Below are 954 nucleotides of genomic sequence, written 5' to 3'. Positions count from 1 at the left end.
AAGATTTGTGACGATCCGCGGAGCGGATCGTTTCGACGATCTTGAAGTCTCGCATCGTAATCCCCGATCTCGCGGCGATGGCCCCAAGATCGCAAACATCGACGCTGGGGTCGGAGCGCTCCCACGAAGCAACAACAACCCAGGTCAGGGGCACTTCCGTCGAATCAAGACCACGCGGCTACCACTGTTGCTGCCGTACTAGTCCACTATTCCTTCGCCCAGTAGACGGGCCGACAAGAACGCCCAGGCCAGTCCAATCCCGGCAAACCAATATAAATTTCGGCATCCAGCTGAACAGAACCTCCGAGAATCGCATCCAGCTCGAACAGTATATCCTGTATCTCTTCGTCGTCCTCCTCGACCTTTCCCTGCAGAGCAAAGTACAGAATGATCCGATCATCAAGCACTCGAACAGAGATTGCCTTCATATTTTTCGAGATCAGCCCTAGAAGAGCCTGAATCACCTGAAGAACGACTAGATTTTCCCGCTCCCTGCCACCAGAATCAGCTGTCATGACGCCACCAGTGGACTGATCGGGACAACACTGGGACTCGAAGATCCCTTAATCATAAAAGTACTTGTCGGTTGATCGATGATGCCACGCGCAAGATTGTTATTGAACCCCGTAATATGATCATAGCGAACCATGACATGGCCGTTCCGACTGACCCCGAGAACATCCGCAGAACCGGAATGGAAAGCATCAAGAACCTGCTGGGCATGGTCAGTAGACTTAAAATACCCTCCACCCCTGTACTCCGACCGTCCTGCAATATGCCGCAACTGTTTTTGGCTGACCCTAGTCCCGATAGATGTACGGTCGACGACCGTACCATTGGAGTCGACGATGAACCGGGGCGGGCCCGCCGAGTATGGTGCGAGGCCGAGGGGGTCGAGCCATTCCAGGGGGTTGGGGACGTAAGTGTGGGGGTTGGGGGCGGGGGCCAGGCCGA

2 protein-coding genes are annotated in these 954 nt (G+C 54.9%); one reads left to right on the top strand and one right to left on the bottom strand.

What is annotated here, in order from left to right; all coding sequences use genetic code 11:
* The coding region (locus U9977_RS26405) for a hypothetical protein (protein ID WP_322751984.1) at positions 1 to 202 on the top strand (202 nt) is incomplete at its 5' end.
* A 4-nt stretch (positions 203 to 206) separates the two neighbouring features.
* Here U9977_RS26405 and U9977_RS26400 read toward each other — a convergent pair.
* Positions 207 to 515, bottom strand: a complete 309-nt coding sequence (locus U9977_RS26400; RefSeq protein ID WP_322751983.1) for a hypothetical protein — start codon at positions 513 to 515, stop codon at positions 207 to 209.
* Between the last annotated feature and the right edge of the window lie 439 nt (positions 516 to 954).

The sequence above is a fragment of the Protofrankia sp. Cas8 genome, from assembly GCF_963555845.1.
GTDB lineage: Bacteria > Actinomycetota > Actinomycetes > Frankiales > Frankiaceae > Protofrankia.
This window is presented reverse-complemented; position numbering and strand designations above follow the sequence as displayed.

Excerpts from the sequence above, each read along its gene's own strand:
- U9977_RS26400 (WP_322751983.1), bottom strand. The coding sequence starts at position 515 with ATGACAGCTGATTCTGGTGGCAGGGAGCGGGAAAATCTAGTCGTTCTT.